Origin of the sequence: Microbacterium sp. NPDC086615, assembly GCF_040686055.1 — a bacterium.
Lineage (GTDB): Bacteria > Actinomycetota > Actinomycetes > Actinomycetales > Microbacteriaceae > Microbacterium.
Genome location: NZ_JBFBJJ010000016.1, coordinates 39,591 through 65,425 on the forward strand (window position 1 = coordinate 39,591; position 25,835 = coordinate 65,425).

24 protein-coding genes are annotated in these 25,835 nt (G+C 70.4%); 6 read left to right on the forward strand and 18 right to left on the reverse strand.

Annotation, left to right across the window (positions count from 1 at the left end):
* The first annotated feature begins 147 nt into the window (after window positions 1–147).
* The 3 genes from AB0O24_RS14975 to AB0O24_RS14985 are packed head-to-tail and all read left to right on the forward strand — an operon-like array spanning window position 148 to window position 3,873.
* Complete coding sequence (locus AB0O24_RS14975; RefSeq protein WP_363375966.1) at window positions 148–1,251, forward strand: sugar ABC transporter substrate-binding protein; 1,104 nt, start codon at window positions 148–150, stop codon at window positions 1,249–1,251.
* Window positions 1,248–2,843, forward strand: a complete 1,596-nt coding sequence (locus AB0O24_RS14980) for a sugar ABC transporter ATP-binding protein (RefSeq protein ID WP_363375969.1) — start codon at window positions 1,248–1,250, stop codon at window positions 2,841–2,843. The genes AB0O24_RS14975 and AB0O24_RS14980 overlap by 4 nt, the downstream gene beginning before the upstream one ends.
* Complete coding sequence (locus AB0O24_RS14985; RefSeq protein WP_363375971.1) at window positions 2,830–3,873, forward strand: ABC transporter permease; 1,044 nt, start codon at window positions 2,830–2,832, stop codon at window positions 3,871–3,873. The genes AB0O24_RS14980 and AB0O24_RS14985 overlap by 14 nt, the downstream gene beginning before the upstream one ends.
* Here AB0O24_RS14985 and AB0O24_RS14990 read toward each other — a convergent pair.
* Complete coding sequence (locus AB0O24_RS14990; protein WP_363375973.1) at window positions 3,809–4,450, reverse strand: pyridoxamine 5'-phosphate oxidase family protein; 642 nt, start codon at window positions 4,448–4,450, stop codon at window positions 3,809–3,811. The two genes, AB0O24_RS14985 and AB0O24_RS14990, sit on opposite strands and share 65 nt — an antisense overlap.
* A gap of 145 nt (window positions 4,451–4,595) precedes the next feature.
* On the opposite strand from AB0O24_RS14990, the gene AB0O24_RS14995 reads away from it, so the two are divergent.
* Window positions 4,596–5,714, forward strand: a complete 1,119-nt coding sequence (locus AB0O24_RS14995; RefSeq protein ID WP_363375976.1) for an alpha/beta hydrolase fold domain-containing protein — start codon at window positions 4,596–4,598, stop codon at window positions 5,712–5,714.
* Between the two features lie 290 nt (window positions 5,715–6,004).
* Window positions 6,005–7,381 carry an amidohydrolase family protein gene (locus tag AB0O24_RS15000; protein ID WP_363375978.1) on the forward strand — a complete coding sequence of 459 codons (1,377 nt, stop codon included), beginning with the start codon at window positions 6,005–6,007 and terminating at the stop codon, window positions 7,379–7,381.
* 113 nt (window positions 7,382–7,494) lie between these two features.
* Here the strand turns inward: AB0O24_RS15000 and AB0O24_RS15005 are convergent, their stop codons facing one another.
* The 8 genes from AB0O24_RS15005 to AB0O24_RS15040 all read right to left on the reverse strand — a co-directional run bounded on the left by AB0O24_RS15005 (window position 7,495) and on the right by AB0O24_RS15040 (window position 15,821).
* The gene (locus AB0O24_RS15005) at window positions 7,495–7,866 is read right to left on the reverse strand and encodes a hypothetical protein (RefSeq protein WP_363375980.1); all 372 of its coding nucleotides are present in this window, start codon (window positions 7,864–7,866) and stop codon (window positions 7,495–7,497) included.
* 129 nt (window positions 7,867–7,995) lie between these two features.
* Window positions 7,996–9,204, reverse strand: a complete 1,209-nt coding sequence (locus AB0O24_RS15010) for an MFS transporter (protein WP_363375981.1) — start codon at window positions 9,202–9,204, stop codon at window positions 7,996–7,998.
* A gap of 34 nt (window positions 9,205–9,238) precedes the next feature.
* Window positions 9,239–10,018 (reverse strand): creatininase family protein, encoded by a 780-nt coding sequence (locus AB0O24_RS15015; RefSeq protein WP_363375984.1) that lies wholly within the window; start codon window positions 10,016–10,018, stop codon window positions 9,239–9,241.
* Window positions 10,015–11,343: an FAD-binding oxidoreductase gene (locus AB0O24_RS15020; protein WP_363375986.1), complete on the reverse strand. Its 1,329-nt coding sequence runs from the start codon at window positions 11,341–11,343 to the stop codon at window positions 10,015–10,017. The genes AB0O24_RS15015 and AB0O24_RS15020 overlap by 4 nt, the downstream gene beginning before the upstream one ends.
* A gap of 213 nt (window positions 11,344–11,556) precedes the next feature.
* Window positions 11,557–12,735, reverse strand: coding sequence for an ABC transporter substrate-binding protein (locus AB0O24_RS15025; protein WP_363375988.1), 1,179 nt, complete (start codon window positions 12,733–12,735; stop codon window positions 11,557–11,559).
* A 131-nt stretch (window positions 12,736–12,866) separates the two neighbouring features.
* The gene (locus tag AB0O24_RS15030) at window positions 12,867–13,757 is read right to left on the reverse strand and encodes an ABC transporter permease (protein ID WP_363375990.1); all 891 of its coding nucleotides are present in this window, start codon (window positions 13,755–13,757) and stop codon (window positions 12,867–12,869) included.
* A complete protein-coding gene (locus AB0O24_RS15035) occupies window positions 13,754–14,530 on the reverse strand; it encodes an ABC transporter ATP-binding protein (RefSeq protein WP_206542529.1) in 777 nt (258 codons plus the stop codon). The genes AB0O24_RS15030 and AB0O24_RS15035 overlap by 4 nt, the downstream gene beginning before the upstream one ends.
* A gap of 25 nt (window positions 14,531–14,555) precedes the next feature.
* The gene (locus tag AB0O24_RS15040; RefSeq protein ID WP_363375992.1) at window positions 14,556–15,821 is read right to left on the reverse strand and encodes an amidohydrolase family protein; all 1,266 of its coding nucleotides are present in this window, start codon (window positions 15,819–15,821) and stop codon (window positions 14,556–14,558) included.
* A 266-nt stretch (window positions 15,822–16,087) separates the two neighbouring features.
* Between AB0O24_RS15040 and AB0O24_RS15045 the strand changes: the two genes are divergently transcribed.
* A complete protein-coding gene (locus AB0O24_RS15045; protein WP_363375995.1) occupies window positions 16,088–16,783 on the forward strand; it encodes a helix-turn-helix domain-containing protein in 696 nt (231 codons plus the stop codon).
* A gap of 3 nt (window positions 16,784–16,786) precedes the next feature.
* Here the strand turns inward: AB0O24_RS15045 and AB0O24_RS15050 are convergent, their stop codons facing one another.
* From AB0O24_RS15050 to AB0O24_RS15090, 9 genes are all read right to left on the reverse strand, one after another.
* Entirely contained in the window at window positions 16,787–18,199 is a 1,413-nt protein-coding gene (locus AB0O24_RS15050) for an aldehyde dehydrogenase family protein (RefSeq protein WP_363375997.1), read from the reverse strand.
* A gap of 92 nt (window positions 18,200–18,291) precedes the next feature.
* On the reverse strand, window positions 18,292–19,257 hold the full coding sequence (locus tag AB0O24_RS15055) for a helix-turn-helix domain-containing protein (protein ID WP_363375999.1): 966 nt from the start codon (window positions 19,255–19,257) through the stop codon (window positions 18,292–18,294).
* Between the two features lie 48 nt (window positions 19,258–19,305).
* Window positions 19,306–19,809 (reverse strand): flavin reductase, encoded by a 504-nt coding sequence (locus tag AB0O24_RS15060; protein WP_275798279.1) that lies wholly within the window; start codon window positions 19,807–19,809, stop codon window positions 19,306–19,308.
* Window positions 19,806–20,126, reverse strand: a complete 321-nt coding sequence (locus tag AB0O24_RS15065) for an EthD family reductase (protein WP_275798281.1) — start codon at window positions 20,124–20,126, stop codon at window positions 19,806–19,808. Before AB0O24_RS15065 ends, AB0O24_RS15060 begins: the two co-directional genes overlap by 4 nt.
* 8 nt (window positions 20,127–20,134) lie before the next feature.
* Window positions 20,135–21,367: a styrene monooxygenase/indole monooxygenase family protein gene (locus tag AB0O24_RS15070; RefSeq protein ID WP_275798283.1), complete on the reverse strand. Its 1,233-nt coding sequence runs from the start codon at window positions 21,365–21,367 to the stop codon at window positions 20,135–20,137.
* A 594-nt stretch (window positions 21,368–21,961) separates the two neighbouring features.
* Window positions 21,962–22,909 (reverse strand): PDR/VanB family oxidoreductase, encoded by a 948-nt coding sequence (locus AB0O24_RS15075; RefSeq protein WP_275798285.1) that lies wholly within the window; start codon window positions 22,907–22,909, stop codon window positions 21,962–21,964.
* Complete coding sequence (locus tag AB0O24_RS15080; RefSeq protein WP_275798287.1) at window positions 22,906–23,547, reverse strand: helix-turn-helix transcriptional regulator; 642 nt, start codon at window positions 23,545–23,547, stop codon at window positions 22,906–22,908. Before AB0O24_RS15080 ends, AB0O24_RS15075 begins: the two co-directional genes overlap by 4 nt.
* Window positions 23,544–24,842: an amidohydrolase family protein gene (locus AB0O24_RS15085; RefSeq protein WP_275798289.1), complete on the reverse strand. Its 1,299-nt coding sequence runs from the start codon at window positions 24,840–24,842 to the stop codon at window positions 23,544–23,546. The genes AB0O24_RS15080 and AB0O24_RS15085 overlap by 4 nt, the downstream gene beginning before the upstream one ends.
* Window positions 24,839–25,804: an XdhC/CoxI family protein gene (locus AB0O24_RS15090; protein WP_363376005.1), complete on the reverse strand. Its 966-nt coding sequence runs from the start codon at window positions 25,802–25,804 to the stop codon at window positions 24,839–24,841. The genes AB0O24_RS15085 and AB0O24_RS15090 overlap by 4 nt, the downstream gene beginning before the upstream one ends.
* Between the last annotated feature and the right edge of the window lie 31 nt (window positions 25,805–25,835).

The following is a 25,835-nucleotide window of genomic DNA, read 5'->3' on the forward strand; positions in this document are numbered from 1 at the left end:
CCGCGACAAGGTCGATGAATCCGTGATGGACAATTGGACTATTGTCATACGATAATACAACGGAACTCCCGAGAGATCGAGATCGCGATGCTCCCAGATCGCGCCCCACCTCGATCGATGTCTCCTTCAATGAAGAAAGGGCACACCATGTCCGTCACCCTCCGCCGCGCCCGTCGGGGCCGCGTCTCCGTCCTCGCCGCCGCTCTCACCGTCCTCGCCCTCTCGGTGAGCGCGTGCAGCTCCGGCACCTCCACCACACCGGCCGGTGAGACCGTTCAGATCGATGTCGGAACGGACACCCCGGTGTCGGCCGCGACGCCGCTGCGCGTCGCCGTCGCCTTGCCCGGTACCAACAACAGCTATCTGCAGGCGCAGATCGAGCAGGTCAAGTCCGACATCGCGAAGATCCCCGGCGCCGAGGTCACGATCTTCGACGGCAAATTCGACCCCACCACGCAGTTCAACTCGCTGCAGACCATCATCGAGTCGGGGAAGTACAACGCCATCCTGCTGCCGTCGCTGGACTCCAACCTCAACTGCAAGGTGGCGACCGAGCAGGCGCCGGCCAAGAACATCGTCGTCGTCGCCATGACGACCGCCCTCTGCGGTCGGACGGTGAACGAGGGTGAGGAGCTGTGGGCTCCCGGCACGCTGTCGTACGTGGGCGGCCTCGACACCGTCGACTACTGGACGGACTACCTCGAGTACGTGATCGCGAAGAACCCCGGACCGCAGAAGGTGGTGGTGCTGAAGGGACCCGACAACATCGGCATCACGATCAACCTCGACGCCGCGATCGAGAAGGTCACGGCAGAGCACCCCGAGTTCGAGATCGTGGCGCAGGCCAACACCGACTACTCGATCCCGCAGGGCAACGAGAAGGCCACGGACATGCTCCAGGCCCACCCCGACGCCTCGATCATCTTCTCGGCATACGTCACCCTCACTCAGGGCGCCGTTCAGGCGGTTCAGGCCGCGGGCCGCACCGGCGACATCAAGATCTACGACAAGGGTTCGTCGAAGTACTCGATCGAGCAGCTCGAGGCCGGCACCATCGAGGCCTCGGCCCCGGAGTACCCCCGCACGACGATCTCGTCGGCTCTCCAGCAGGTCGTCGACGCGTTCGACGGCAAGGCCCCCGTGCGCTTCCTCAAGAACAGCGGCGCGCCTCTGCCCGCGGATGCGGAAGAAGGAACCGGCTTCTTCGTCATCACGAAGGACACGGCCTCCTCCTTCACCCCGGAGTCGTGACCACGGTGTCCTCCCCCGACAAGGATGCCACGGGACGCGTCCCGGCGATCTCGACGCGGGGACTGGGAAAGCGGTTCGGCGCGACGCAGGCGCTATCCTCCATCGATCTCGACATTAAGGCCGGAACCATCCACGCGCTCGTCGGAGAGAACGGCGCCGGCAAGTCGACCCTGCTGGGAATCCTCGCCGGGCGCATCCCGCAGTCGGAAGGCTCCTTCGAGGTGTTCGGTGAGCCCGTCTCCCTCGGCAGCCCCCGGGCCGCGCAACGAGCGGGGATCGCCGCGATCTACCAGGAGCTGACGATCATCGATCCGCTCACGGCGGTCGCGAACGTCTTCGTGTCGCGGCCTCGCTCTCGAGCCGGCGTGCTCGACGAACGAGCGATGCGTCAGCGGTACGACAGCCTGTCCGAGCAGTTCGGGGTGTCTGTCCCGGCGAACGCCGTGGCCCGTGACCTGTCGGTCGCGCAGCAGCAGATCCTCGAGATCATGCGGGCCCTCGACTCCGAGGCGAGGATCATCTTCTTCGATGAGCCGACCGCCCCTCTCGGAGCGTCCGAACGGGAATCGCTGTTCGCGCTCATGCGCGACCTGCGCTCGCGCGGGGTGACCATGGTGTTCGTCTCGCATGCGCTCGACGAGGTGCTGAGCGTCGCCGATCACGTGACCGTCTTCCGCGACGGACGCCTGACGGCGAGTCGAGCGGTCGGGGAGTGGACCAAGCAGACGCTGGTGAACGAGATGCTCGGTCGCGACCAGGCGGTCACGGGTGCCACGGCATCCGCGGTCGGGTCGGTCGCCCCCGCGACCGCGCGCCGAGTGCGCACGGACGAAGGCATCCGCGTCGAGGGGCTCAAGGTGAGCGGTTCGACGGAGGGCATCGACTTCGAACTGCGCTCCGGCGAGATCCTCGGGCTCGGCGGACTCGTCGGATCCGGCCGCTCCTCGGTCCTGCACGCGCTGGCAGGGCTGGATCGGCGTGCCACGGGACGCCTGTGGGTGGACGGTACCGAGGTCGCGTGGCCGAGGTCGGTGCGTCGCGCGCTCGACCTGGGGATCGCACTCCTTCCCGAGGACCGCAAGACCCAGGGTCTCGTGCTCATGCTCTCGGCGGCCGAGAACGTCGTGATCTCCGACTACTCCGCGGTGTCGCGGCGGGGCATCGTGAGCCCGCGGCTCATCCGGGGAGCGGCTGCGAAGGTTGCCGAGGCGTACGGGTTCAATCCCGCGCGACTGGGTGAGCCGGCCCGCAACCTCTCGGGGGGCAACCAGCAGAAGCTCCTGCTCGCCCGATGGGGTCACCGCCCGCCGCGGTTCCTGCTCGCCGACGAGCCGACCCGAGGGATCGACATCGGGGCGAAGGCCGACATCCTCGAGACGCTGCGACGGCGCGCGGCGACGGGTGCCGGCGTCCTCATCGTCAGCTCGGAACTGGAGGAGGTCGTCGAGACCGCTGAGCGCGTGCTCGTGATGTCCTCCGGTCACATCGTCGACGAGTTCGACATCGACCGCGCGTCCGGTTCCGATCAGGACCACGTCGCGCGGATCCTCTATTCGGCTTTCCACGTGGAGACAACAGATGCCCAACACTGACCAGCGCTCGCGGGTCCCCGCGTCGCCCTCGACACCGCGCTCCGGCGAAAAGAAGACGCCCCTCGGCGACGCCCTCGCCCCGCCGAAGACGTTCGCCGTGCGTCTGAAAGAGACCATGTTCCGGTTCGGCATGGTGTGGCTGCTGGTTCTCCTGGTCATCTGGGCCCAGGTGACCTACCCTGGCTTCCTCGCGTGGGGGAACCTGCAGAACCTGCTGTCGCAGAACGCGCAGCTGGGCATCATCGCGGTCGGGATGACCTACGTCATGATCGCCCGCGGGCTCGATCTGTCGGTGGGTGCGACCTACGCCGGCTGCGCGGTCGTCTACGCGCAGCTATCGCTGATGATGCCCATCCCTCTCGCGTTCGTGCTCACGCTGCTGGTCGGCGCGGCAGCCGGTGCCCTCAACGGCGCCATCATCACGCTGCTGAAGGTGAACCCGTTCGTCGCGACGCTCGGAACCGGGTCGGTGTTCGGAGGGGCGGCGTTCCTCTTCTCCAACTCCTCGCCCATCCTGAACAATGAGCCCGGCTTCGACTGGCTCGGTCTCGGCATGATCGCCGCGGTCCCTGTGTCGGTGTGGCTGATGCTGATCGTCTTCGTGGTGGCGGGCTTCGTGCTCTCGCGCACCGCCTACGGGCGTTCGATCTTCGCGATCGGGGGGAACCCCGAGGCCGCTCGTCTCGCCGGACTCCGCGTCGAAGCGCTCAGTGCGAGCACGTACACCCTCGTCGGTGTGTGCGCGGCGATCGGCGGCTGCATCATCGCGTCGCGGCTCTCGGTCGGGCAGGCCGACGTCGGATCGACGATCGTGCTCGACGTCATCGCCGTCGTCGTCATCGGCGGAACCTCGCTGTTCGGCGGGGAGGGGGCGATGTGGCGGACCGCGGTCGGCCTGCTCATCATCGCGATCATCCGCAACGTCTCTCAGTCGAGCGGTTTCGACGTGAACGTCGAGTCGGTCATCACCGGAGCCATCGTGGTGGGGGCCGTCGCTCTCGATGCCTACGCGCGTCGGCGCCGGGCTTAGGCCCGGTCACAACGAGCGCGGACGACAGTCCCGGGGTCGCGGCACCGACGCCCCCGGGACTGCTCGTTCCCGGGCACCCCCAAGCGAGCGCCGCCCACATCTCAGCTGCGTCGACCTCAATCCGCGCGTCCGTGCCGCGTGTGCGCCACGCGTCGCGGTCGAACACATAGGCGCGTTCGACGTCCAGGGTGTACAGCCGCTTGGTCGGGACGGCGAGCACGGCGGTCACCTCCGCCTCGAGCTCTCCGCGTGCAGTGGCGTCGCGGGGAAGCCGGGCCCCGAGGACGCCCCGCACCGCCGCCGCCTCGGCATCCACTTCCGCCGCCCGGAAGGAGAACTGCACCCCGTCGGCGTCGGTCAACGCAGCGGAGGAGTCGTACACGACCCCGGATGCCACCCCAGAGGCCGCGATCGCCCGTGCGTGGCGCGACCCGCGGTCCGACTCGACGTACAGCCCCCGCGGAACGAGGCGGTACTGCGCCGCCGCAGTCCAGGGGCCGTCGGTGTCGGCCGTGCCGATCACGACGAAACGCTGGCTCGCGAGGATCGCCGCCGCGCGCTGTTCCAGAGAAGTCATGCCGTCATCGTCGGGCCCGCGAGAAACGAGGGTGTTTCCTGGCCGTAACGCTTCGCGGCTGCGCCGTCGAGGCTCTCTCGTCTCCCTATACACTCGCACTGTCGCAGTCGCTCGCGCGCGCCGACGCCCGAGCCGCAGGAGAGTCGTGACCGTCCATCCCGCCATCACCGACCCCGACGTGCGCGCGCACCTCGAACGACTCGCCGCACGCGCCGGCACGATTCCCTCGAGGGCCACGGATGCCGATGGCGACGATGTCGCGCGCATCGCCGAGCTGCGCGACAACCCGTCGTGGGTGCGCCTGCCCGACGACGACGTCATCGAGTCGCTCGACGCGGATGCCGACGGCCTGGCGCTGCGCCTGTATCGCCCGCGCGACGGACACCGGGGGACCCTCGTCTTCGCGCACGGGGGCGGCTGGGTCGCCGGAGACCTCGACAACAACGACGCCCTGTGCCGCGCGCTCGCCGCGGCGACCGGGGCGCAGGTGCTCAGCGTCGACTACCGCCTCGCCCCGGAGCACCCGTTCCCGGCGGCACTCGACGATCTCGAGCACGCGCTCCGCTTCGCGGCCGAGGGTGCCGGCGGACTGGTCGATCCCGCCTTCCTCGGCGTGGCCGGCCACAGCGCCGGCGGCAACCTCGCCGCCGCCCTCGCGTTGCGCGCCCGCGCGGGCCGGGCTCCCGGCATCCGCGTTCAGGTGCTGCTGTGCCCCGTGCTCGACGCCCCCGATCCCGACCGCCCGAGCTATCGCGCGCACACCGAGAACCTGCCGCTGACCGCGAAGGGCATGCAGTGGTACTGGGGGCTGTACGTGCAGGATGCCGTGGGCGCGGTGCCCGTCGGTCCGGCGGTGCCGGGGCCCGGGGCGCGCGAGCCGGGGGCGGCGGCGTCCGCGCCCGAGGGCTCTGCGCCCGGGCCTGTCGCGCCGGTCGCCGTTCCGGCGGGAGCCGTATCCGGCGGCGGCGTGCCGGTCGAGGCTGCGCCGACGTCCGCGTCCGGCGGCGGCGTGCCGGTCGAGGCTGCACCGCTGCGGGCGCCGGAGCTCTCCGGGTCGGCGCCGGCGGTGATCGTCGCGGCGAGCGTCGACCCGCTGTCCGACGAGGCCGAGGAGTACGCCGGGCGGTTGGCGGCATCCGGAGTTCCCGTCGAGTTCGTGCGGCGCGCGGGTGTGCCGCACCTGTTCCTGGTGTTCCCGTCGACGCCCGCGCGCGACGAGGTCCTCGAGGCGATCGCGCCCGCGGTGCGTCGCGCCTTCGCGTGATCTGCGGCGCGCGTAGGGCGACGCGCCGCCGCGCGCGTTCGGCGTCGGCTGGACCGTGTCCCACTTTGTGCAGTCGCAGGGGTGCCGAGCCGCACATTTTGGGACATGGAGAGCCACCGGTGCTCACGGCCGCTGAGCCGACCCGCGTTGGCTGCACCGTGTCCCACTTTGTGCAGTCCCAGGGGTGCTGAGCCGCACATATTGGGACGCGGCGCGACGAAACCGTCACGCAAACGCTCCGCCGCACGCTTGGAACACCGCGGAAACACGCGATTGTTACCGTCATCAACATGTCGCTCCTGGTCACCAACGCACGCCTCATCACCGTCCCCGCGGGCACCGACGACCCCGGATACATCGAGCGCGGCTACATGCTCGTCGAAGACGGACGCATCTCCGCGATCGGTGCCGGTGACCCTGCCCCGGATGTCTCCGCGGACGAGGTCCTCGACGTCGACGGCAAGTTCGTCGCCCCGGGATTCGTCTCCTCCCACAGCCACCTCTTCACGAGCGGCTCGCGCGGTCTCGGCGTCGACCAGACGCTCTACGGCTGGTGCACCTCGATGTTCAGCGTGCTCAACAACGCCTCGCCCGACCAGATCTACTGGGCGACCCTGCACGGTTCGCTCGACTTCCTCGCCAACGGCGTGACCACGGCGTACAACTTCACCGACCCGCTCCTGCCCTGGGAGCCCATGGTCGACGGCAAGCGCGCCGACGGCGGCGGACAGCTTCGCGATCACGCCTGGCACACCCGACAGGCCGACGGATGCCATGACGCCGGGCTCCGCTTCGTCGACTCCATCGCGCTCGACGCCACCGTCGGCACCGACGAAGAGATCTTCGCCCGGTTCGAGGCATCCCTCGATCACGTCCTGGCCATGGACCCCGACATCGCGCTCGGCGCGTCGATCATGGGGCAGGTGCAGTGGTCGACTCGGCCGGATGCCGCTGAGATCGAGGTCGCGGTCATGGACCGCTTCGGCGTTACCAACCAGGCGCACTTCCTCGAGACGTACGAGGCGATCGAGCACCAGCAGACGAAGTTCCAGCTGTACAAGAACGCCGGAGCCCTGCGGCCGGGCATGATGTTCGGGCACTTCATCCAGACGACGCCCGAGATCATCGCGGATGCCGCTGCCGGCGGCGCGAGCATGTCGTGGCAGCCCGCGTCGAACGGGCGTCTCGCGTCCGGCATCGCGCATGTGCCCGAGATGCTCGACCTCGGCATGAAGGTCGGCATGGGCCTGGACGACCAGGCGTGCACCGACGTCGCCGACCCGTGGCAGAACATGCGCATGGGCATGTTCATGCAGCGCGCACGCACCCACGACCCGCTGTCGATGATGCCCGAGCGGGTCCTGCGCCTGCACACCCTGGGCGGCGCCGAGATCATGGGCGTCGACGACCGCGTCGGCAGCCTCGAGGTCGGCAAGTTCGCCGACTTCGTGGTGGTCGACCCGCGCACCCCCGACATCGGTCCGCTGTGGAACCCCGTGCGCAGCTACGTGCTCGCGTGCGGCACGCGCAACCTGAAGCAGGTGTACGTCGGGGGCAAGCTCGTGAGTCAGGACGGCGTCTCGACGAACCCGCTCGCGGTCGAGGCATCCGAGGTCCTGCACACGCAGCTGCCCGCCCTGGCTGACGAGTTCGGCGTCATCCTCTAACCCCGCGGCCCCCGCCCGCGCCGGCTTCCCTCAACTTGAGTGTCCAAGACACCCGGACGTGTCGCGGCACCTTCCCGGGTGTTTTGGACACTCACCGAAAGAGGACTCGCGCTTCACAGGCCGAACTCGGCCCGCACGTCGGCGATGTCACCCAGCTCGTCGCGGAGCCGGGCGACGAGTTCCCGGCCCTCGGCGATCCACCGGTCGAGGTCGGGCACCTCCTCTTCGAGGTCCCGGTTCTGCCAGTGGTCGTTCCACGCCACGAGCCGGTCCTGCAGCTCGGACGAGAGGGGCAGGGCGTCGCGCTCGAACGGGTAGTTGTCCGTGTAGTTCTCCCAGAGGGGGAGGCCGCTGATCCACTCGGGGAACACGCGGATGAGCCGACGACCGTCCTCGAGCCGCGGCGGTGTCGTGGACGCCAGCGACCGTTCCTGCCAGCTCCAGTGCGCCAAGCGCGCTCGCCGTTCCTCGGTCTCGGGCTCCACGAAGACCACGCTACGCGTCGCGCGTTCCTCGCCGCGCTTGTCCGGTCCCTTCGACAGGCTCAGGGACCTCGGTGGCGGCAGGGGGTCTCGGTCGTGCACGGTGGCTGAGCCCGTCGAAGCCTCCGCCCCCTACCGCCGCCGTGCCCGCAACAGCGCCTCACCTACCGCGGCGATCGCCGCCGCGAGAGCCAGCGACACCGCGATCGTGACCAGGGCAGTCGCCGGACCCGTGGCATCCAGGGCCGCTCCCGCGATCACGCCGCCGATCGGCACGCCGAGCGACATCGCGGCGGTCGGGTAGGCGAGCGTCTCGGTCACGCGCCCCTCGGGTGCCCGCGCGGACGCGACCAGGATGCCGGACACCATCACCGGCGACACCGCGAGGCCGAGCAGCAGGATGACGCCGAAGAGCAGCGGCACCGAGCCGTGGGCGAACGGGAGCCCTGCGGCGACGACGGCGGCCAGGGCGGCGAAGCCGACGTACCGCGCGGCGGGGGACAGTCGCCATGCCCGCGCCCCGGTCACGACCGACCCGATCGCGATGGCCACCGCGAGGGCGCTGAAGGCGGGCCCGGCGAGCCAGGGACGGTCGCCGACATCGGCCCACCCGACGAGGCTGACGTCGAACGCCCCGAAGACCCCGCCCAGCGCCACGCAGGCCACGGCGATCGGGACGACGCCCGCGGGCGGGAGGACGAGTCCGCGGCGCACCCCGCCCGGCTGCGGCGGAGGCTGCGTCCCGCGCTGGGCGGCGAGCCACACGCCACCGACGACGCCGAGCCCGAGCGAGCCCAGCATCGCCACCGCCGGATCCAGGGCGGCGGCCACCGCCGTGATCGCGGGCGGACCCGCGATGAACACCATCTGGTCGGCGATCGTCTCGAGGGCGAGCGCCGGGGTGCGCTGGGATTCCGGCGCGAGCACCGTCCATCGCGCACGCACCGCGGAGGTCAGGTCGGGGGTGGCGGCTCCCGTCGCGAACGCCGCGACCAGCCACGTCCAGAACGGCGCGTGCGTGAGCACGAGGGCGAGCAGACCGGATGCCGCGAGCACGAGGCATCCGAGAGACACCAGGATGACGCGGGCCTGGCCGTGCCGGTCCATCCGCGACGACCACAGGGGAGCCGCGACCGCCATACCCCCGACGAGCGGTGCCACGACGAGCCCCGCCGAGGCGAAGCTCCCGGTCGCGGCCGACACGAGCAGGATGATCCCGAGCGACAGCGTCGCGCGCGGGAAGCGCGCGAGGATGCCGGCGGCCACGAAGCTGCGGGCTCCCGGCAGGCCGAGCACCTGTCCGTAGGCGCGGACGCCGGTGGCAGGCGCGGCGACGCTCACCTCGTCACCCCTCGGATGCCGGCATCCGGATTCCTCACGCCGTGTAGTCGAATCGGCTGATCTCCTCGAGGGCTTCGACGACGAACGACACGCTGTCCTCGAACAGTTCCGCGCCGTGGGCGGCATTGGCTCCGGTCGGGTCGCCGAGCACGCCCGTGGGGCCGAAGTCGTTCGACAGCCACCCGAAGCTCACGGGCTTGCCGTTGAAGCCGATGTGCCGGAAGTCGCCGATATGCGCCGGCACCGTCGCCTCGAACTTCGTGGCATCCACGAGCTCGGGTCGCAGGTGCATGATCATGCTCGTCTCGCCGTGCCCGGCGTGGATGCCGGTGCCGTGCTCGTCGGGGCCGCCGTCGGTGCCGTCGAACGAGGGCACGCGGGCGGCGGGCATGAAGAAGGTGCGCAGGCCGAAGCGCCGCCGCAGCTCCCGGTTCGCGACGTTCAGCAGGGCGACGTTGCCGCCGTGGCCGTTGAGGAACACGAGGGTGCGGGCGCGCGTGGTCAGGAGCGACCGGCCGATGTCGACGATCGTCTGCATCATCGTCTCGGGCGTGAGCCACAGCGTCCCGGGAGCCCACGAGTGCTCGTCGGACTTCGTGATCGACAGCGTCGGCAACTGCCAGACGTCCAGCCCCAGAGCCGCGGCCCGCGCGACGGCGGCGGTCGCCGAGGCCTCGGCCACGATGGCATCCGTCGCCAGGGGAAGGTGCGGACCGTGGTGCTCGATCGCTCCGGTCGGCAGCACGACGATGGAGTCCTCGGTGAGGGCCTCGGCCGCGGCCGGACCGCTGAGCTCGGCGAGCAGGCGGCTCATCGGATGGCTCCCTTGCGGGCGCCGGTGTACTCGGGGTTGAGCTTGCCGGGGTTCAGCAGCCCGTGCGGGTCGGTCATCCGGGCGGTCTCGACCGTCTGCTCGACGTTGAAGTCGACGTTCCACTGGTGCGGGTTGTGCACGCCGACGCCGATCGCGTTGAGCGCGGCGATGCCGCGATACACGTCCTCCTCGCTCACGTAGGGGGCGGCGAGCATGCCGATCGGGTGCTGCTTCGTCGACTCGATGTGGAGCTTCCCGCCAGGGAACACGGCCTCGACCGCCTCGACGTTCTCGCTCAGCGGCATCCCCGCCACTTCGAGGTGGAAGACCTCGTGCGGCTGGCTCTTCTGGTACCACTCGATCGGGTGATTGTAGCTGAGCATCGACAGGCGGATGCTCGCCTGGGGCCCCTCGCGCACCGCCTCGACGCGCCCGCCCGCGCCCTCGATGATCGCGGTCACGGTGTCGATCTGGGCGGCATCCAGGATCACGCGAAGACTCGACCGGCCCTCGGGGATCGCCTCGTCGGCGGGAAGGGATGCCGAGATGTCGGGGCCGTCGCCCGACACGAGGCGCGGCGAGGGGTCGAGGTTGCCGATGGTCTGCAGCACCGACAGGGTGCCCGAGAAGTCGGGGAAGCTCGCCCAGAGCCCGCGCCACTCGCGCAGCGGCTCGAGGCGGACGGTCGCGCGGACGATGACCCCCGCGGTGCCGTAGTTGTGCACGTACTTCTGGGCCTCGTCGCCCTCGACGTGGATGATCTCGGGACTGCCGTCGGCGTGCACGACATCGAGGGCGGCGACGAAGCCGCGGTCGTTCGATCCGTGCTCGATCGACCCGGTGCCGCCGGAGCCGCCCGAGAGGAAGCCGCCGATGGTGGACTGCGCGGTCGAGGGGTACATCCAGAGCGCCTGCCCGCTGGCCCACGCGGCCTGCTCGAGCAGCACCATGGGGGTGCCCGCCTCGGCGGTAATGAAGCCGTCGCCGACCTCGACGATGGCCTTGGCGCGGGTGGTGTCGATGACGAGGCCGCCCTGCATCGGAATGGCCTGACCGTAGTTGCCCGTGCCCTTGCCCCGCACGGTGATCGGGACCCCGTGACGGGATGCCGCGGCCACGGCCGTGGCGATCTGCTCGGCGTCCGCGGCGAAGACGACGAGATCGGCCAGCCCGAGCGGGAGCTGCGCGGCGATGATCGGCGACATCGGCGATCCGTCGACGCTGGCGCGCTCGCGGACGCGCGGTTCGGTGCTGACGGCGGCGGGGCCGAGCAGGTCGAGGAGCTCGTCCTCGAGGGAGAGGACGCGGGTGGCGGTGTCGCTCATGGGTGTTTCTCCGGGTGGAACGGGGACGTGGGGTGTGTGGTTCCGGTCCCTTCGACGGGCTCAGGGACCTGGGTTTCGGGGGTGGGCGCGGTGCCCGGTCCCTTCGACGGGCTCAGGGACCTGGGTTTCGGGGGTGGCTGAGCTTGTCGAAGCCACCGGGGTGGACCAGACCGAGGCGGCCCGGCCCGCACGAGGCGGGCCGGGCCGGACGGGTCAGAACGAGATCGAGGTGTCGATGAACTCGTTCGTGTACAGGTCCTTTGCGGTCTCACCCGACGCCGGCGGGGTGCCGAGGTCGGTGTAGACCTTCGCAGCCTTCGTGTAGAAGTCCGCGAAGCGGGCGTCGTCGAAGTTGCCGTAGGTGGAGTCGGTGCCGTTGCCGACCAGGCCGAGGTCGACCTGCGTCTTCACCGAGTAGTCGGCGACGCCCTGCGTGTAGGTCCAGCCGGTGGCGTACTCGTCGACGAGCTTGAGGATGAGGTCGTTCGCGGCCTTCGGGTCCTTGTAGTACGCGACGCCCGCCTTCTGGAGAACGGGGACGAGCTTCGAGAGGCACGGCGACAGCTTGTCGAAGTCGTCCTTCTTCACCGACATCGACGACTGGTAGGTCTGCCATCCCGCGTCGTGGATCAGGGCGAACTTCACGGGCTTGCCCCAGGCCGAGACCTCGTTCTGGTACACGTACGGCTCAGCCGAGGCGAAGCCCTGCTGCATGTCCTTGCCGCCGGCGGCGACGAAGTTCGACGGGGTGCCGTCGTACGAGCCGTCGAGGATCGAGGCGTTGGCCAGGCCCGCGCTCTTGAGGTACTCGATGTACGCGGAGCCGTCGAAGTAGCGCCACACGCCGCCGTTCTTCTCCAGCGCCGGCGCGACGTCCTGGATGGTCTTGACGTCGGGGTAGGTCGCGGGGTCCCACATGACCATGGTCGGGCTGATGTCCAGCGGCGCCATGACGGCCTTGGTGGGGGTGGTCGCCGAGAGCTGGATCGCCTCGTCCGTGCTGACGTAACCGAGGGTGATCTTGTCGTCCTGGTACATCTGCGCCGAGACGGTCTGGAAGCCGATCGCGGGGCCACCGGCGCGGATCTCGAGGTTGACGCCGGTGTACTCGCCGTCCGACATGAGGGGGCCGGTGACCGACTTGGTGTTCGCGTCGATCGTGTAGTCGTCCTTGATCATCTCGTAGAGGTGACCGTGCTCGGCCTCGGGATTCCAGTCGGTCTGGACCACGATCGTCGAGGGGCAGTCGGCCGAGAGGTCGACCGAGCCGATGGGCATGTCGGTCGCCGGTGCCGCCTGCTCCGCGGCGCTCCCGGCGCACGAGGTGAGCGTGAGGGCGATCGCGAAGGCACCGGTGGCGGCGGTGGCGCGAAGAAGGGTGGAGCGCTGCATGCTGGGTCGCTTTCTGTGACGGATGGAACTCGGGTGCGGAAGGTGAAGCAGGTGCGGGGTGTTTCCGGGTACGCCGGATGCCGCCTCCCCGCCTGTGACGAGGGGGGAGGCCGTGGCATCCGGGGTCTGGGTCAGCGCGTGCTGTCGTACCAGCGGCCGACGGCGACCTTCGACAACCAGCCGAAGAACGCGAAGATCGCCACGCCGAGGAGGCACGCCGCGAGGATCGCGGCGAACAGCTCGGCGCTCTGCAGACGCGACTGGTAGTTCGAGATGAGCGAGCCGATGCCCGGCTCGCCGCGGCGGAAGAAGTAGTCGCCGACGATCGCGCCGATGACCGAGAGGCCGGCCGAGGTACGCATGCCCACGAAGATCGAGGGGAGGGCGGCGGGGAGGGTGAGCTTGGTCAGCACCGTCCACTTGTCGGCCTTCTGCAGGCGGAACAGCTCGCGCTGCGACTTGTCGACCGACTGCAGACCGAACAGGGTGTTCGACACCATTGGGAACAGCGCGATCAGCACGCAGACGATCACGCGGGCGAGGAACTCGTAGCCGAACCAGAAGCCCACGAGCGGCACCAGCGCCAGGATCGGGATGCACTGGAGCATCACAGCGTACGCGTAGGTGGAGCGCTCGACCCAGCGCGCCAGCGACATCGCGATGGCCCACCCGATGCCGATGATCATGGCGATCGCGAGACCCGTGAGGGCGACGCCGGTGGTGCGGAACAGCGAGATCCAGATGTCGGCGCCGACCTGCGGGTCGAAGAAGCCCTGCGTGAACATCTCGTGGGGCATGGGCATGAGGAAGCCCTTGCCCGACGCCGCGAGGGCGATCGAGACGCCGTACCAGGCGCCGAGCAGCACGACCAGCACGCCGAGCGGCGGCAGGATCGACGCGGCGCGAGAGCCGAAGCCCCGACGACGCGCGGGCGTGCGCTGCTTCGGCGGGGTGGGCGGAGGAGTGGATGCCGTGGGCTCGGGCGACAGCGTGGCGACCGGCTCTGCAGACGTGGTGCTCATGAGTGTCCTTCCCGAAGGGCGTGGGAGACCTCGCCGACGAGCTTCGCGTACTCGGCCGTGTAGCGGATCTCGGGATCGCGGGGCATGTCGAAGGGGATCTCGAAGGTGTCGACGAGGTGGCCGGGGCGTCCCGACATCACGACGACTTTGGTGGAGAGGTAGATGGCCTCGGAGACCGAGTGGGTGATGAACAGCCCGCCGAACTTCTGCTCGACGAAGATCTTCAGCAGCTCGTCGTTCAGGCGTTCCCGGGTGATCTCGTCGAGAGCGCCGAACGGCTCGTCGAAGAGGAACAGTTCGGGGTCGAGGGTGAGCGAGCGGGCGAGCGAGGCGCGCATCTTCATACCGCCCGACATCTGCTTGGGCAGGTGCTTCTCGAAGCCCTTGAGCCCGACGAGGTCGATCGCCCACTGGGCTTTCGGTGTGCGGACGCGCTTGGGCTGCCAGTTCAGCTCGGCCAGCAGCTCGACGTTCGACTGCACGTCGCGCCAGGGCAGGAGCGTCGCGTCCTGGAAGACGTAGCCGATGCGGTCGGTGTTGACGGTCGCCGTGCCCTCGCTCGCGGTCTCGAGGCCGGAGGCGATGCGCAGGAGCGTCGACTTGCCGCAGCCCGAGGGGCCGACGACGCTGACGAACTCGCCGCGACCGACCGTGAGGTCGACGCCGGAGAGGGCGGTGGTGCCGTTGGGGAACGTCATGGCGACGTTGCGGAAGTCCAGCAGGGGCGCGGTCGGGTCCGCGATGTCTGCGGGAGCGGGAGAGGCCAAGGTCACGGGGGCGCTCACTTTCCGGTCGGGTTCAGGGAGTCGTCGCGGGTGCGGCGGCGCGAAGGGGTTCGGTGGGCAGGGGAGTGGCGGTCTCGGTCGAGACGGTGGTGCGGCTGACGAGCCGACCACGGTGGAGCACGACGCGGTCGGCCGAGGCGAACGCCACGGCTTCGCCGAGCGAGTCGGCGCGGATCGCCACGAGATCGGCGCGGGCACCGGGCACGGGGCCGGCGACGGGCAGTCCCATGACGTCGCGGGCGCCGACGGTCACGGCATCCATCGCCTCGGTCGGAGCGAGGTGACCCGCCGACACGAGAAGGGATGCGGTCTCGAGGTGGTCGCAGCGTCCGACGGGGTTGAAGGGGTCGCGCACGTTGTCGGCTCCCGCGGCGACGCGGACGCCGGCGGCCTTGAGGCGGCCGATCGGCGCGATTCCGCGGGGCACCGCGTGATCGGCATCCCATCCCTGCAGGTACAGGTTGGTGATGGGCAGCGCGATCACGCCGATGTCGGCGACGCGGATCTGTTCGGCGAGCTCCGCGAGATCGGTCGCGGGCATCATGCTCAGGCGCACGCAGTGGCCGGCGCTGCGGGGGCGATGCCAGCCGGTCACCGCGCGGGCGTAGGTCGCGAGGGTGTCTGCTCCGGCGAGGCTCTCGTCGGTGTGCAGGTCGAGGCCGACGTCGCGGCGACGGGCGAGCGCGATGAGGCGCTCGAGGTCGGCGATCGGGTCCTCGGCGAGGTGCGGCGCACCCCCGACGAGGTCGACGCCCGCGTCGAGCGCGGCTTCGAAGACGTCGTCGGTGATCGTGGGCCCGCCGAGCGCGACGAGCTCGATGTCCATGAGGCCCGCGAGTTCGTCGCGCAGACGGACCATCGCGCGCACGCCCGTGAGCGGGTCGTCGCCGCGAAGCAGGTCGACGTGGGTGCGCACGGACGTGATCCCGGATGCCAGCATCCGCAACGCCGTGGCGCGGGCCCGACCGAGCGTCTCGTCCTCGTCGAGTGCGACGGCGAAGGCGTGCCAGCTCTCGATCGCGCGCTCGAGGTCGCCGAACGGGGGCTGGATGGCATCCCACGACAGCGCCTTGTCGAGGTGCGCGTGCGGCTCGGCGCCGGCGGCGGTGACGAGGTAGCCGGTGAGGTCGAGGGTCTCGCCGTCGGTCTCGGGGAGCGGGCTCCCCGCCGGGACGACCGCGAACACCTCGTCACCGTCGAGCGCGATGTCGACGAGCGCGCCGGAGGGCAGGCGCGCACCGCGGAGCGCAGCGATCGAGACGGGTGGAGCGGCAGACACGGGGGCCTCCGAGGAGTCGGGTAGACGAGCGTCGAGACGGGAGCCACGGCATCGGGGCGGGTCGCCTGGGGCGGCCGGCCAGTGTTGGTGTGACCAACATCCGGCGATGTTCCGATGCTAGGAACCACGCGTTTCCGCTGTATTTCCTCGGCGTGACCCTCGTGACAAACCTTTCTCGGGTCCACATCCAGGCGATGCCGCGATGTATGTCTCCTTCGCGCACGTTGCCTCGCCGGGGCCGTCGGCGTCACCGATAGCCTGAGGCGGTGTCTTCCTCCGGCAGTCCGACGATGCGTTCGCAGACGCTCGGGCGTGCGCTCGACGCGCTGCAAGTGCTCGCGGACGGCCGGCCCCGCTCGAGTCACGAACTCGCGGAGGCCCTCAGCATCCCGCGATCGAACGTCTATCGCATCCTGCGCACCTTCGAGGATTACGCCTTCGTCACCCGCACGACGGACGGTCGCTACACGATCGGTCTGGGGCTGGCGGCGTTCGCGGACGCAGGACTGCGCGAGGGCGAGGTGCGCATCGAAGAGGTGCTGACCGAGCTGGCGAACGAGACGAGTTCGACGGCGATCCTCTGCATCCCGCAGCGCGATGACGTGGTGGTCCTGTCCTCGGTGCGACCGGCGGCGTACTCCGCGTCGGTGGCGATCCGGCGCGGGACGCGTCTGCCCGCGGCCGACGGCGCGCCGGGGATGGCGATCCTCTCCCTCGGGCCGGCTGAGCCGTACGAGGCCGACGAGATCACCCTGGCGCGTTCGCGGGGTGTCGTCCACACCAAGGGCTCTCCCTTCCTCGGCTTCGAGTCGGTGGCCTCTCCGGTCAGGATCCGCGACGGACAGCTCGCGAGCGTCGCGATCGTCTTCCCCCACGCCACCCGGCCGCTGGCCGACTCCGTCGAAGCCCTGCTCAGAGCGGTTCAGCGCCTGGGGCGGACCTTCGACGTCTGGACGGACTGACCGTCACCCGCTGATGACTTGGGGCTCCGCCACCGCCTTCAGCCCTTCGAGCCCGAACTCGCGACCGTATCCGGATTGCTTCGCCCCGCCGAAGGGTACAAGCGGGTGCAACCCGCCGTGCGAGTTGATCCAGACCGTCCCCGCGGTGAGGCGCGCGGCGACCTCGAGGGCCCTGCTCCGATCCGGGGACCAGACGGAGGCGCCGAGGCCGTACTCCAGGGCGTTCGCGAGACCGATGACATCGTCGAGGTCGGTGTAGCGGATGATCGGCAGCGCCGGACCGAACTGCTCCTCCACGACGAGGCGCTCCCGGGGGTCGATGTCGGCGATGAGCGTGGTGGGGTAGAAGTTCCCCACGGCGTCGCGGTCCGGATCGCCTCCGAGCACCACGCGTGCGCCCGAGGCCTTCGCCGCCTCGACCAACTCGTCGACGATCGTGAACTGCGCCCGGTTCTGCAGCGGCCCCAGCACGTTCGCCTCGTCCAGTCCGCGCCCCATGGGCACGGCTGCGGCGACTTTCGTCAACTCGTCGACGACCCGATCGTAGATGTCGTCATGGACGTAGAGGCGCTTCAGCGCCGCGCACGTCTGACCGGTGTTGATGAAGGCGCCCCAGAAGAGGTCCTCCGCGATGACCGCCGGGTCGACGTCGGGGAGGACGATACCGGCATCGTTCCCGCCGAGCTCGAGGGTGAGACGCGTGACGTTGGCGGCGGACGCCTCGATGATCTTCTTGCCGACGGCCGTGGAACCGGTGAACATCACTTTGCTCACCTTCGGACTGCGCACGAGCGCGTCTCCGACGGTTCCGCCCGAACCCGGGACGGCGATGAGCACATCCTCCGGGAGGACGGTGTTCATGACCGCGACCAGTGCCAGCACCGAGAGGGTCGTGGTCTCCGCCGGCTTGAGGACCACGGTGTTGCCCATCCGCAGAGAGGGCGCGATCTGCCAGATCGAGATCATCATGGGCCAGTTCCACGGGGAGATCGCGCCCACGACGCCGAGGGGGCGGTAGTGCATCTCGGCTCTGCCCGTCTCGTCGTCGACGATCACCTCGACCGGGATCTCGGTCTCGGCCGTCGCGCGGAGCCAGGCCACGCAACCTCCGACTTCGAACCGGGCGTTCGGCCCGTTGAGGGGCTTTCCCTGCTCCCGCGAGAGCAGCTCCGCGAGCGCCTCGGCGGATTCCTCGATGGCGTCGGCCGCCCGGTGGAGGAAGCGACGACGTTCGGCGTCGGAGAGAGAGGCCCACGCCGGCTGCGCCTGCGCCGCGCGATCCACGCTTTCGTGCAGCTCGGCGACGGTCATCGGGCGGAAGGATCCGATGGTCTCGCCGGTCGCAGGGTCGAGGGACGCGATCCCGCGTCCGGTCTCGTCCACGACGAGATCCAGGAGATGAGAAGAGGTGAACATCAGTGCCTTTCGTCAGGGGTGGCCCGTCGCCCGGAGTTCGGGGACGGGGATGTCGGTCGACGCCCGCTCGGTGGCACCCGAGGAGGCGGTGGTCAGCGGGCGAGCGTGCGGGAAGGAAGCTCGCCGAAGGTCCGCTCGTACTCGGCCGAGAATCTGCCGAGGTGCGTGAACCCGTGCTTGAGCGCGATCGTCTGGACGCGGTCGACCCCGTGCGCGGATGCCTCGAGCTCGCGCGCTACGCGGCGCAGACGTTCTCGGCGCTGTACCTGCATCGGTGTCTGACCGAGGACGCGTTTGAAGGCGAGCTGGAGCGAGCGGGCGTTCACGCCGACGTACTGCGAGAGGTCGTGCAGGGAGAGCAGTGGCCCGCTGGAGTACGCGATCGCCTCGCGGGCCCTGTCGATGATGGTCCGATCCGTCGCGGAGTCCGCCGACGACGGCGAGTTCGGGTCCGCCGTCAGCGCCAGGACGAGACCGTCGATGCAACGGTCCGCCAGGAATCGGACGAGGCCCTCGTCCATCGCGGGCAGGCGTTGGGCGGTCGCGATGACGCGTCGCACCGCCACCACCCAGTCGGCGGAGGGCCCCGTACGCACGTCCGGAGTCGGGACGTCGTGCAGGTCCACGGCCTGGTCGTACTGCTGGAGACGGCGCTCGACGGTGCGACGGTCGAGCTTGACGGCCAGCATCGCCAGCGGGCTGTCCCAGCCGGCGATGACGGTGGGGACGTCGTGGGGGTACACGGCGGCGACCCGGTTCGTCGCGCGGACGTGTTCGTCGCCGATCGTCGTCTTCAGCGAACCGAACAGGGGGACGTTCACCTGCACCGCCGACCCGTACTCCCCGGTGTCGATGCGGATGCCCGAGGAGTACTCCAGAACGCCGGCGGTCACGGGCCCCAACCGCGCCGCCGACGCCACGAGGCTGACGTCGTCCTTGGCGCCCAGGGGCGTCAGGACATGCGGGTAGTACAGCGACGCTCCCAGCGCGTGCGCTTCTTCGAGCGAGCGCGCGCGGGCCGAGAGAGCGATCTGCGCGCGGGGCGGTCCCACAGACATGCGTGTCTCCGTGTGGTCGGCGGTGCGGTCGGTCGTGTCGCGTCCGCGTCAGGCGACGGCGCCGACGGCGTGGAAGGCACGTCTGTCGTACACCAGCGCTTGGACGTCTTCGCGGTTGCGGATGGCGTCGATCTCGACGAAGAAGATCGTGTGCGTGCCCTGTTCGAGGAGGCTGACCACCCGACCGGACAGCGCGGCCCGGGCCTGCGTGAGCGTGGGCACCCCCTCGAGATCGGTCCAGATGTCCCAGGCGAACCGCTCGGGCATGGGGACGCCCGTCTGGCCCGAGAAATGTCGGGCGAGCTCTTCCTGGTCGGCAGCGAGGATGTTCAGGGCCAGTCTCCCGTTGCGGGCGAAGACGTTCCTCGTGGCGCTGCTGCGGTTGATGCAGACGAGAACCGTGGGGGGCGAATCCGTGACCGAGCATGCGGCGCTCACCGTGATGCCGACCCGTCCGTGCGGTCCGTCCGACGTCACGATGTGAACGGCGGCGGCGAGGTTGGCCATCGCGTGCCGGAAGTCGACCTGCTGGGGGCTGAGCTCGTTGTTCATGCTGCACCTCCTCCTGCGAGCGCGTAGTCGAGGATGACGGCCCCGCCTGACGCGTAGTTCGGGACGTCGGCCGCGACGGCCCGGCCCTCGGACGACCCCATCGCCGAGCGGAAGGCGTCGGCATCGTCGAACTCGGCTTCGAAGACGGCGAAGTACGCGGGGGGATTCCCGTCGGCGTCGGGGCTCACGTCGACGGAGTACCGCCAGCTGCGGAGGCCGGGCAGCCGTTGTGCGAGCGGGAGGTGAGTCTTCTCGTAGTAGTCCACGAAGGCGGACCGGTCGACGGGCTCGGGGTACAGAACGATGAGCTTGTGCATGCGGACTCCTAGACCAGGGCCGCGGTGGCGGCCCGTGACGCGGTGACGCGCTCGGGCGTGCCGAGCAGATCGACCTGGCGGATGGGGTGATTGAAGTTCTCGGTGAACCGATCGGCAAGCGCCTGATCGTGCACCATCGCCGAGAACAGCTCGGGGATATGCGGGGCGGGCGGCGTCTGGATGATGGTGTTGACCCAGTCGTTGGATGCCTCGAGGCGCTCCGCACGGCGTCGCGCCACCTTCTTCATGAAGCGCTCGTCGAACACCTGGTCTTCGGCGACGGCATCCGCGATGACCTTCGCCGAGTACGCCGCCGAGTTGGCACCCTGGGCCTGGATCGGATCGACGGTCATGTGCACATCGCCGAGCGCGAGCAGGAACCGCCCGTTGGGCAGGAGTGTGTAGTCCTCGCGCAGGACGGGGGTAACGGCGCCCTGCAGGATGTCCTTCGCCCCGTTCTGCAGCTCGAACGAGCGCGTGTCCACGCGCTCGAACACCGTCGGGTGGAACTCCTCGAGGATGGAGAGCGTCGTCTCCCGGTACCGGGCGGGATCGTCCTCGTAGCGCGAGTCGGTCAGGATCTCCTGCGCGCCGCCGGGGACGCTCTCGAACAGCAGCGCGTGGACGAGGCCGCTGAACGACCACATCGGGATGGCGAGGAGCTCGCCGGCCGGCGGGGCGAGGCTGATCTCGACTCCGCGCGGCTCGCGCGAGGCGACGCCCTTCCAGAAGCCGACCGCGAGCTTGCGCTGCGGTGCCGCGAACGGGGACTTGTCCTCACGCCGCGGGAAGAGCGCGCCGATCTCTCCCTTGCCCGTGGACACGACGACGAGATCGTGCACCTCCGTCAGGTTCTCGATGTCGGCGACGCTGAGGTCGCGGTACTCGATCGTTCCCCCGCGTGATTCGAACTCGTCCATGAGGCGGGGGAGGTAGATCCGGTAGTCGATGACGCGCGCCGGCTTCTCGAAGGCACCGCTGAACCGGCGCTCTTCTCCCCAGCCGTTGTAGTGGTGGTGGAGCGAGTACTCGGCATCCGTTTCCGGCCAGTCGGCGATCCCGAGCTCGCGTTCGATGTCGATGGTCGCGCTCATATGCGCGACGGAGTTCATCACCTTGCCGTCGGCCACCTGCTGGGCCGTGCGGTTGGTGTAGATGGTGACGTTGCGTCCCTGCTGCCGCAGGTGCAGTCCCAGGTGAAGACCTGCGACTCCGGCGCCGACTATGCCGATCGTTGCCATGCTTCCTGTCTCTCTCGTCGAGACGCGAAGAGGTGTCCGCGTCATTGCGTACCGGCCCGATTATCGGGCTGTCAAGCGGTGGTGAGACCGCTATGTGAGCAAAACGATAGGTCGGTGGTTCGACCAGGGGGGAGCCGTTCGCAAAGTGGATACCGCGTCGACGGCGAGCGAGACGGGTACCGGTCGACGTCGACCGCGCTCTTGGCTCAGGCGGGACGCGCCTGCGAGACGGGAACGTAGCGCCCCACGCGCCAGCAGGCACTCGGCCCAGCAGCACGGGCACCGCTATATCCCGATGCTCCTTGAGCGGATGGCGCGCGACGAGCTCCGCACCGAGCACCTCGCCACGTGATGCAGCTGGACGAGGGGCCCGAGGGGTACGCCATGTTCAAGAAGAAGAGCGACGGCTGCGTCCGCGCGGTGTTCCGCCCCTGACATCGGGCTCCGTCGTCGGCGGGTCCGCGCGCATCGTCACGGGAGAGGGGATGCCACGAGAACAGGGCGTGCCGCGAGAACAGGGCTTGCCGCGAGAACGAGCCGTCGGTCCGGCGATCGCCCTGTTCCCGTGGTATCCCCTGTTCTCACGACGCCGCGTCAGAGCTCGAGCGTGATCCGCCCGCACGCCGCCCGCGAGACGCACACCATCATCGAGCGGTTGGCATCCTGTTCCTCCGGCGACAGCACGGAGTCGCGGTGCTCGACCTCGCCGTCGACCACCGCGACCTCGCACGTCCCGCAGGTGCCGACGCGGCAGCTCGACGGCACGACGGCCCCGGCCTCCTCGACGACGTCGAGGATCGAGCGCTCCGGCGGAACCGTCACCGTGATCCCCGACATCATGAGGTCGACCTCGAACGGCTCGCTCCACACCGGCGGGCCGAGCACCTTCGCCTCGAAACGCTCGAGGTGCAGGCTGCCGCGCGGCCAGCCGGCCATCGCGTTCTCCATCGCCTCCAACAAGCGCGCCGGTCCGCACGAGTAGACGACGGTCCGCGCCGTCGGCGTCCCGAAGCGCTCGGTGAGGTCGAGGCGGTGCCCCTCGTCGGCCGCGTACACCTCGACGCGCTCGCCGTACCGCTCGGCCAGTTCGTCGACGAAGGCCATCGTGCGCCGCGATCGGCCCGCGTAGAGGAGCGTCCAGCTCGCACCCGCGGCCTCGGCCGCCTCGATCATCGGCACGATCGGCGTGATGCCGATGCCGCCCGCGACGAACACGTACGACCGGCCCGCGGTGGGCGCGAAGAGGAAGTGGTTGGCGGGTCCGCGCACCCGCAGGGCGGCGCCGACCTGAGCGTTCTCGTGCAGCCACACCGAGCCCTCGCGCTCGCGGAGCACGCCGATGCGCCACGTGCCGCGCTCGCTCGGCGATCCGCACAGCGAGTACTGCCGCTCGATGCCCCCGGGCAGCACGACGTCGATGTGCGCGCCCGGCGACCAGTGCGGGAGCGTACCGGTCGCGCGCTCGAGGTCGAGGACGATCACGCCGTCGGCGGCCTCCCGTCGCTCGCGGACAACGGCCTCGAAGGTCACTCCACCGCTCATGTGTCTCCCTGGCTCCCGTCGTCCACCGATCCGTCCACAGGTCCGTGCACGAGTTCCTTCACGATCAGCAGACGGTACGGAGAGCCGTCGGGGGAGTGCCAGCGGTGCGGTGTGCCCGAGCGGCAGTAGACCGAATCCCCCACCGACAGGCGGCGTTCGCCGAACGGCCCGAACGAGATCACGATCGTGCCCTCGAGCACGGTGAGGAACTCGTCTTCCTCGTGGATGTAGTGGTCACCGGGCACGGCGTTCGAGCCCGAGAACTCGAGCGGCTCGAACCGGCGCGGTCCGTCCGCGAGCAGGCGCGCCGTGCCCTCGGCGTACGGTCCGATCGCGCCCTCGTCGGCGAGCACGAACGACGGCTCCGCATCGGCGTCGGCGCGGCGCGGCTCGGAGGCCGCGATCAGTTCGACGCGGCTCGTTCCCAGCGCCCGCGCGAGGCGTTCGAGGCTGGCCATGCTGGGCCGTGCGAGTCCGCGTTCGAGCTGGCTGAGGAAGGGGTGCGACAGCGCGGCGGCCTCGGCCAGCTGCGTGAGGGTGAGCCCGCGCGCCTTGCGCAGCCCGCGGACCCGGGCCCCGAGCCTCTCGTCGCCGGTGGGGGAGTCGTCGACCGACGTCGCAGGAGCCATGGTCGTCATCGTCCCACCCTCTCGAACAGTCGCGCGACGACCTCGTCCTCGTCGGCGGTCAGCAGGCGCCACTCGTCGACGACGAGGCGTCCGCCGACGACGACCGTGCGCGGCCGTCGTCCCGGCGATGCCCACAGGAGCCCGGCCACGGGGTCGGCGACGCCGGCATCCGCGACTCCCGAGACGTCCCAGAGGCAGAGGTCGGCGGCGGCCCCGGGCGTCAGGCGGCCCAGCTCGGGCCGCCCCAGCCCGTCCGCCGATCCGCTCGTCGCGAGCGAGAGGACCTCGGATGCCGGCAGCTGCGGCCCCACGAGAGCTGACACCTGCATCGCCAGGCGCGCGTCCGCGAGCAGGTGCCCCGCGTCGTTGCTGCCTCCGCCGCTCGTCCCGAGCCCCACGGCGATGCCGACGTCGAGCAGGCGGCGGACGGGAGCGACGCCCCAACCCATCGGCACGTCGCAGCCCGGCGCGTGCGTCGCGGAGGCCCCGGATGCCGCGACCCGGGCGATCTCGTCATCGGTGACGTCGCACAGGTGGGCGAGGGTGACGTCGGGGGCGAGCCAGCCCCACTCCTCGAGGAGGTCGAGGGGGCGCGCACCGTAACGGTCGAGCGCGATCTCGACGTCGACGACCTCGTTGGCCTGCGTGCGTCGGCGCAGCCCGTGCTCGCGGGCGACTTCGCCGAGCAGCGCGAAGGTCTCACGGGGGTCGCTGTGCACGCCGGCGGGCCCGACGGCGACCTGCAGCATCCCGTCGCCCGAAACGCCGCCCGGGGCGCCCGGGACCAGCGCCCGCACGATCGCGTCGGCCGAGGTCGCGGCCTCTTGCGGATCGTCGCGCGCGGCTCCCCGCACGAACACGAGGCGTGCCCCGAGCCCGGCTGCGGCCTCGGCCGCGGCCCGCGCCATGCCGACGGTGTCGGCGCCGCTCGGCCAGGTGAGGTGGTGGTCGGCGACGGTCGTGACACCGCTCAGCAGCGCTTCGGCGAGGCCGGCGCGCGCCGCGAGTCCGGTCAGCTCAGGGTCCACTCCCGCGGCGGTGTAAGCCGCTGCCATCGCCGGCAGCCACTCGCGCATCGGGATGCCGCGGGTGCCGGGAAGCGTCCGGAACGCGGTCTGCAGCAGATGGTGGTGGGCGTTCACGAGACCCGCCGTGACCACGCACCCCGTGGCGTCCACGATCGTCGCTCCCTCGGGGGCGGCGCCGGTGACGATCACTCCGTCGACGCTGACGACATCTCCCGTGTGCACTCCGCCGACGCCGTCGACCACCGCGACCGCGCCGCGCACGACCAGAGCGCTCACGCGCTCCTCACCGCGCACGAGTCCGACGAGGCGTCTCGGCGTCGCACGGAGCCGTGTCCGTCGCGGAGCGGCCGCGCGCTGGCGGAGTTCCGGGATGCCACGATCTCGGCGATCACCGACAGCGCCGTCTCTTCCGGGGTGGCACCCCCGAGGTCGAGGCCGAGGGGGGAGTGCAGGCGTGAGAGCTCGGCATCCGTGACCCCGGCGGAGCGGAGGAACGTCGCGCGGCGTGCGACGGTGGCGCGCGCGCCCATCGCGCCGACGAAGCCGACGGGCATCCGCAGGGCGGTGCGCAGGGCCGGGACGTCGAGCCGCTCGTCGTGCGTCAGCACGCACACGGCGGTGCGGGAGTCGGGGGAGTCGAGGTTCTCGAGATACTCGTGCGGAGCCGCGACGACGAGTTCGGCGGCATCCGGGAACCGTTCGCGCGTGACCAGAAGCGCCCAGTCGTCGCACACCGTCACGGCGAAGCCCGCGGCCGCTCCGAGCCGGCACAGGGCGGCGGCGTGCTCGCCCGCGCCCAGCACGATCAACCGCGGGAGGGCGGGTCGGTGCAGCTCGAGCGGCTCGCCGTCGAGGTCGAGGCGCAGCGTCGCCTCCCGGCCGGCGCGGGCGTCCCCCAACGCCGCCCGCGCCGCGGCACCATCGACCGGGTAGGCCACGACGTCGACGGCCCCGCCGCACGCGAGCCCCGCGGCGATGGGCGTGACGACGCCGTCGTCCGAGAACCCGAAGCGTGCTCGACGCACCTCTCCCGTGCGCAGCGCGTCGAGGCCGAGCATCACGGCGTCGTTCTCGACGCAGCCGCCTGAGATCGACCCGATCACCCGCGCGTCCCGCGTGACGGCGAGCGTGGCGCCCACTCCGCGCGGAGCGCTGCGCACGACCGCGGTGACCGTGACCGCGGCGACGGGCACTCCCGCGTCGAGCAGCGGCAGCAGGTCGGCGGCCAGATCGAGCATGGACGCGACCGTACTCGGGGCGTGTTTCGTG

What these genes read in the sequence shown, in the direction of transcription:
- AB0O24_RS15090 (WP_363376005.1), bottom strand. Translation starts at nt 25,804, where the DNA reads ATGCTCGATCTGGCCGCCGACCTGCTGCCGCTGCTCGACGCGGGAGTG.
- AB0O24_RS15020 (WP_363375986.1), bottom strand. Translation starts at nt 11,343, where the DNA reads ATGAGCGACACCGCCACCCGCGTCCTCTCCCTCGAGGACGAGCTCCTC.
- AB0O24_RS15050 (WP_363375997.1), bottom strand. Translation starts at nt 18,199, where the DNA reads ATGTTCACCTCTTCTCATCTCCTGGATCTCGTCGTGGACGAGACCGGA.
- AB0O24_RS15060 (WP_275798279.1), bottom strand. Translation starts at nt 19,809, where the DNA reads ATGAACAACGAGCTCAGCCCCCAGCAGGTCGACTTCCGGCACGCGATG.
- AB0O24_RS15065 (WP_275798281.1), bottom strand. Translation starts at nt 20,126, where the DNA reads ATGCACAAGCTCATCGTTCTGTACCCCGAGCCCGTCGACCGGTCCGCC.
- AB0O24_RS15000 (WP_363375978.1), top strand. Translation starts at nt 6,005, where the DNA reads ATGTCGCTCCTGGTCACCAACGCACGCCTCATCACCGTCCCCGCGGGC.
- AB0O24_RS14975 (WP_363375966.1), top strand. Translation starts at nt 148, where the DNA reads ATGTCCGTCACCCTCCGCCGCGCCCGTCGGGGCCGCGTCTCCGTCCTC.
- AB0O24_RS15030 (WP_363375990.1), bottom strand. Translation starts at nt 13,757, where the DNA reads ATGAGCACCACGTCTGCAGAGCCGGTCGCCACGCTGTCGCCCGAGCCC.
- AB0O24_RS15025 (WP_363375988.1), bottom strand. Translation starts at nt 12,735, where the DNA reads ATGCAGCGCTCCACCCTTCTTCGCGCCACCGCCGCCACCGGTGCCTTC.
- AB0O24_RS14985 (WP_363375971.1), top strand. Translation starts at nt 2,830, where the DNA reads ATGCCCAACACTGACCAGCGCTCGCGGGTCCCCGCGTCGCCCTCGACA.
- AB0O24_RS15015 (WP_363375984.1), bottom strand. Translation starts at nt 10,018, where the DNA reads ATGAGCCGCCTGCTCGCCGAGCTCAGCGGTCCGGCCGCGGCCGAGGCC.
- AB0O24_RS15075 (WP_275798285.1), bottom strand. Translation starts at nt 22,909, where the DNA reads ATGAGCGGTGGAGTGACCTTCGAGGCCGTTGTCCGCGAGCGACGGGAG.
- AB0O24_RS15055 (WP_363375999.1), bottom strand. Translation starts at nt 19,257, where the DNA reads ATGTCTGTGGGACCGCCCCGCGCGCAGATCGCTCTCTCGGCCCGCGCG.
- AB0O24_RS15070 (WP_275798283.1), bottom strand. Translation starts at nt 21,367, where the DNA reads ATGGCAACGATCGGCATAGTCGGCGCCGGAGTCGCAGGTCTTCACCTG.
- AB0O24_RS15080 (WP_275798287.1), bottom strand. Translation starts at nt 23,547, where the DNA reads ATGACGACCATGGCTCCTGCGACGTCGGTCGACGACTCCCCCACCGGC.
- AB0O24_RS14990 (WP_363375973.1), bottom strand. Translation starts at nt 4,450, where the DNA reads ATGACTTCTCTGGAACAGCGCGCGGCGGCGATCCTCGCGAGCCAGCGT.